The following is a 5,132-nucleotide window of genomic DNA, read 5'->3' as shown; positions in this document are numbered from 1 at the left end:
CAGTAAATATAGTATTGTCAAGGCTTTGCATTATTTACCGGCTCTTTATTTATAGTAAATAATATTCAATACGGTTCGGGGTTGTTACTAAATATTGTTAATTATTCTATAATGTAATTTTAATTGCTTAAAACGGTATTTATACCCCCCCCCTTGACCTAATTAAAAGGTTGTTATTATAATAATGTAGCTTTATGTGTATGTGTATTGCGAGGGAATGATTATATTGACAGCTAAGCCGCCCGGCAAGGGGAAGATACTAGCTATCGCCGCGGCTCACCTTTTTAACGACTGGTACATGAACTACATTCAAACATTGTTGCCTTTCATGGTGGCCGCCGGACTTGGAATAAGCCGGGGGGCTTTTCTTGTTTCCGCCTTTACGGTTACTTCTTCATTACTTCAGCCGTTTTCCGGCTACCTGGTGGACCAGAAAAATCAGCGCTGGATGGTTTATGCGGGCACACTTTGGATGGCCGTGCTGATCAGCTTGGTGGGCGTGCTGCAAAACTATCCGCTCCTGGTGCTCACCGTGACTCTGGCCGGCCTGGGCACGGCGGCGTTTCACCCGCAGGCCTCGGCTATGGTCGCCGCAGTAAGCGGAGATAGAAAAGGTTTTTATCAGGCTGTTTTTATGGCGGCCGGAAACATCGGGTGGGCACTGACTCCGCTGATGGTGGTTCCCTTTACTCAGATGTACGGTTTAAAGCTGACTCCGCTATTTGCCCTGCCCGGAGTGCTGGTGGCTGTCCTGCTCTGGTTCACCGCGCCCAGCGTACCGGCAGGCGCAAAGGCTGCTCCGCCCCCGCTGTGGCCGGTTCTTCGCGCCGCTTGGGCCGAGTTGACCAAAGTCATGCTGGTGGTTACCTGTCGTTCCCTGGCTTACTTCGGCCTGGTATCGTTCCTCCCCCTTTATCTTCAGCATGAGAATATTTCTCTCCTGGCCGGCAGCCGTCTTCTGTTTCTGATGTTGTTCTCAGGAGCAGTGGGAGGCCTGGTAGGCGGATATCTCTCCGATCTTATCGGTAGGAAGGCCGTCATTGTCGGGTCCCTGGTCACGGCCAGCCCGTTGTTTTACTTATTCCTCGGGGCAAGCGGCCCGATCAGTTATCTGTTCCTGGCCTTGGCCGGCGCCTGCCTGCTGGCGTCTTTTTCGGTGACAATCGTGGTTACCCAGGAAGTCATCAGTAAAAACGCCGCCATGGCGGCGGGACTGATACTTGGCTTCGGTATCGGTATGGGTGGCCTGGGGGTCGGCCTGGTGGGGCTGTTGGCGGAGCACGTAGGCATTGTTTACACTATCCACATGCTCATCTGGCTGCCTCTCCTGGCCGGGTTGTTCGGTCTGAGTATAAAAGGTAAGGATTTGTCCGCTTCTCTTTCAGCGAGCAGTTAATAAGATTATAATCAGGCCCGGAAAGTTCCTGATTGTAGACGGTATTGTCGCTGGGACGGGCAAGTGAGCAAAACCCTCGTTTTGCAGCCAGGCAAGAACGATAAAAGATGGGTAAAGTTTTGCATAAGGCCGGTTTCCATGTAAACGCTGGGAAACCGGCTTTTTTACTTTATTATCGCCTGTTATTAGCGATATGAAAGCTAAGGTAGTCCCCCGCACACGGCGCAAATTACTCCGGCCGGCGTCACGCATATGATAAGCTCCCTGGAGGAGAGCGTTATGTGGAACGTTTGGCGGGTTCGGCGATACGTTGTCATCGTTTAAACCGACAGCTAGGGGAAATCAGATCGTTAATTTAATGAACGCAAAATTTCTGGAAACACTAAAAGAATTGATTGATTATCTTGGACTTTTATCATCAGCGTTAACCTTTATAAAGAAAGGCGGCACTGTGGTGCGGAAAAATGCAAAACGTAATATATTGAAAATAAAAGCGGTGTTTTGAATTAAGCAAAGGGGTATCTGACATGAGTGAGTACGTGTTATATTTCAACGAAATAAATAGATCCAGTCTGGCTAGGGTAGGGGGCAAAGGAGCAAATCTGGGTGAGTTGTGCCATATTCCCGGGATTGCCGTGCCGGCGGGTTTTTGCGTTAGCACGAGGGCTTACCAGGATTTCGTGCATAAGAGCAAGGAGTTTGCCGAGTTGCTTAAAGCCTTGGAATTAATCGATATTGAATCCTTTGAAGAGCTAAAGGCAGCAGGAGAACGCCTGCGCGCCCACCTGGAAAACCTGGACATTCCTGTTGCCATCCGACAGGAAATCGGCCGGGCCTGGCGTATGACCGGCAGTCAATACGCTTACGCCATTCGCTCCAGCGCGACTGCGGAAGATCTGCCGGGAGCGTCGTTCGCCGGGCAGCAGGACACTTTCTTGAATATTAAAGGCGAGCATAACATCCTTGACTGCGTCCGGAAATGCTGGGCGTCCTTGTTTACCGACCGGGCTATCGCTTATCGCCGGAAGAATGGTTTTGCCCATGATAAAGTATTGCTTTCCGTTGTCGTGCAGCGGATGGTCTTTCCCGAAGTGTCGGGGATCATGTTTACGGCCGATCCGGTAAGCGGCAACCGGAAGATCGTGTCCATCGACGCGAGTTTCGGTTTGGGCGAAGCATTGGTTTCAGGCATTGTTTCCGCCGATTTATACCAAGTAAAAGCAGATAAATTGATCAATAAGCAAATTGCCGGGAAAGAGATCGCTATTTATGCCAAACCCGAGGGCGGCACGGCCAAAGTGGAAATTGCGGAAGAGAGGCAAACAACCCAGGCTTTGCCGGACGAAGACGCGGTCAGGCTGGCCCGGATGGGGCGAAGCATTGAAAAACACTTCGGCAGCCCGCAGGATATAGAGTGGTGCCTCGCTGACAACGAAATATTCATTGTGCAGAGCCGGCCTATTACAACCCTTTATCCCGTTCCCGCAGTCGCCGATGAGCAGCTTCACCTTTTCGTGTCGTTCGGTCACGTGCAAATGATGACCGAGGTCATAAAGCCCCTTGGCATATCGGTGTTGAGGACTTTTCTGCCGCTGGGCAAAAGCTCGCCGCGGGCGGAGAGCGATCTTCTGGTGGAAGCGGGCGGCAGATTGTATTCCGACGTTGTCACCCGGTTGCTTGAATATCCACAGTTGAGAAAACTGCTGCCTGTAATATTGCTTAATATTGATGAATTAATCAGCCGGGCGGTACAGGACTTCATGGATAGAGAGGAATTCCAGGCAAATGAACAGCCGGGCAAAAGATTGGAATTCGCCCTGGTTATAAAGGCTTTCCCGACGGCTTTCAACGTCCTGAAAAATATCTTGTACCGTGATAATAAACATGCCATTGCTCAGTTGAACCAGTTTATCGACAAGCAAGTCAGGGAAAACAGAAAAAGACTGCAGGAAGTGTCAGGCTCGGATAGAATTGCAATGATTCAGGAAATATTGCACGGCATGTTGTCAATGATTTTTATGAGGATAGTTCAATATTTCCCCGCGGCGATAGGCACTTACAAGCTAATCGAGAGCCTGTCCAAAAAGTGGCTGGGGGACACGGCCGAGTTGGGCAGTATCAGTAAATCCCCGCCGGGTAATGTGACAACCGAAATGGGGTTGGCGCTGGGGGATGTTGCCGACGCCGTGCGCAATCACCCGGCAGTGATTGAATACCTGGAGCACGCGGCGGATAAGACCTTTTGGGAGGACTTGAGGTCTGTTCCCGGCGGTGAAGATGTTCTGCCTGTTTTCTTGAATTACTTTGAGCGATACGGGATGCGGGGGACGGGGGAAATCGACTTGACCCGGCCGCGCTGGCGTGAGGCCCCGACCCAGCTGGTTCCCGCTATTTTGAGTCACATTGGAGGGGTCAGACCCGGGCGGCACCGCCTCGATTTCCAGGCCGGCAAGGAGGAGGCCGAAATCGGCGCCCGCAGGTTGCTGGAGCGCCTGCGTCAAAAGTCCATGGGCTCTCTTAAGGCAAGGATCATGCGGCGTTTAATCAAGGTTCACCGTTCGTTGATCGGGATGAGGGAACATCCGAAATATTTCATCGTGCAAAATTTCGATATAATCAAACAGGCAATTTTACAGGAGGCGGACACACTGGCCGCGGGCGGAATTCTGGAGCGTCCGGATGATATCTTTTGGTTCTCCTTGCAGGAAATCAAAGACATAATTGAAACACGGCGTGTAAACCATGATATTATCGCCATGCGCAAGGAAAAATTCCAGCGTGATCAGCAGTTGACACCGCCCCGCGCCATAACCAGCGAAGGAGAAATCATTACCGCCAAGCCTGGTGTCCACGTTCCGCCAAACGCGCTGGCCGGCAGCCCGGTGTCGGCCGGAACGGTAGAAGGCCGCGCCCGGGTCGTGTTGAAGCTGGCAGAAGCTAAAATGGATAAAGGAGATATATTGGTGGCGCCCTATACCGATCCGGCCTGGACGCCGTTATTCCCGCTTGCGGCTGGCCTGGTCACGGAAGTCGGCGGCCTGATGACCCACGGCGCGGTTGTGGCCCGGGAATACGGTATCCCCGCGGTAGTAGGGGTGGATAACGCGACTCGCAAAATCCAGGATGGCCAAAAGATACGCGTGGACGGTACGCAGGGGTTTGTCGAGATTCTTGAGTCTATTGGGGTCAGCCCTTGACATTGGACAGCTGAGGGCATTATTGTGGGAATGAGCTATCATTATTAGAAAGGCCTTTCAACTACATTTAGTCCTCATGGTTATTCTTAGGTAATTTCCCCTGAAGGTACTAGAAGCTGCGGAGATCAATTAGGTGTATTTAAGTTTGGTAGTTTCAAACTTGCTACTTAGGCGGGGGTACCTTTAGGCGGAGGGTACCCATTGTGCCGGTAACTATCAAAGGAGCCTATAATATTATGGAAGCCAACGGTGGGCTGAACGAACCGGCTAAGGGTCAGGCTTTACTTTGTGCAATTCTAGAATTGCACAAAGTAAAGCCTGACCCCCATTTACCAGGATTTTCATGTAGCATTTAGTATAACTTAATCGTTAATATTAGTAGATGGGGACACACCTCTATATTGAGTATTCCTATATTGATGAGGAATGTACCCGATGGAATTCCCCAATTAGGAAAGGTCCCCTTAATAGGCTCTCGGCATTAGATGGGAGGAATCATTAAATCTGGAATAAAGCAACTGGAAATTCTGGCATGCCAG

2 protein-coding genes are annotated in these 5,132 nt (G+C 50.9%); both read left to right on the top strand.

The genetic code is table 11. The features are described 5' to 3' along the window. The first annotated feature begins 217 nt into the window (after nt 1-217). Nucleotides 218-1,396: an MFS transporter gene (locus tag A4E54_RS00695; protein WP_240085037.1), complete on the top strand. Its 1,179-nt coding sequence runs from the start codon at nt 218-220 to the stop codon at nt 1,394-1,396. Between the two features lie 527 nt (nt 1,397-1,923). Further along, complete coding sequence (rph, locus tag A4E54_RS00690) at nt 1,924-4,593, top strand: rifamycin-inactivating phosphotransferase (RefSeq protein WP_240085035.1); 2,670 nt, start codon at nt 1,924-1,926, stop codon at nt 4,591-4,593. Nucleotides 4,594-5,132: the final 539 nt, after the last annotated feature.

The sequence above is a fragment of the Pelotomaculum sp. PtaB.Bin117 genome (genome assembly GCF_002067195.1).
Lineage (GTDB): Bacteria > Bacillota > Desulfotomaculia > Desulfotomaculales > Pelotomaculaceae > Pelotomaculum_D > Pelotomaculum_D terephthalicicum.
Note: the sequence above shows the minus strand (reverse complement) of the source record. Positions and strands in the feature narration are given on the sequence as shown.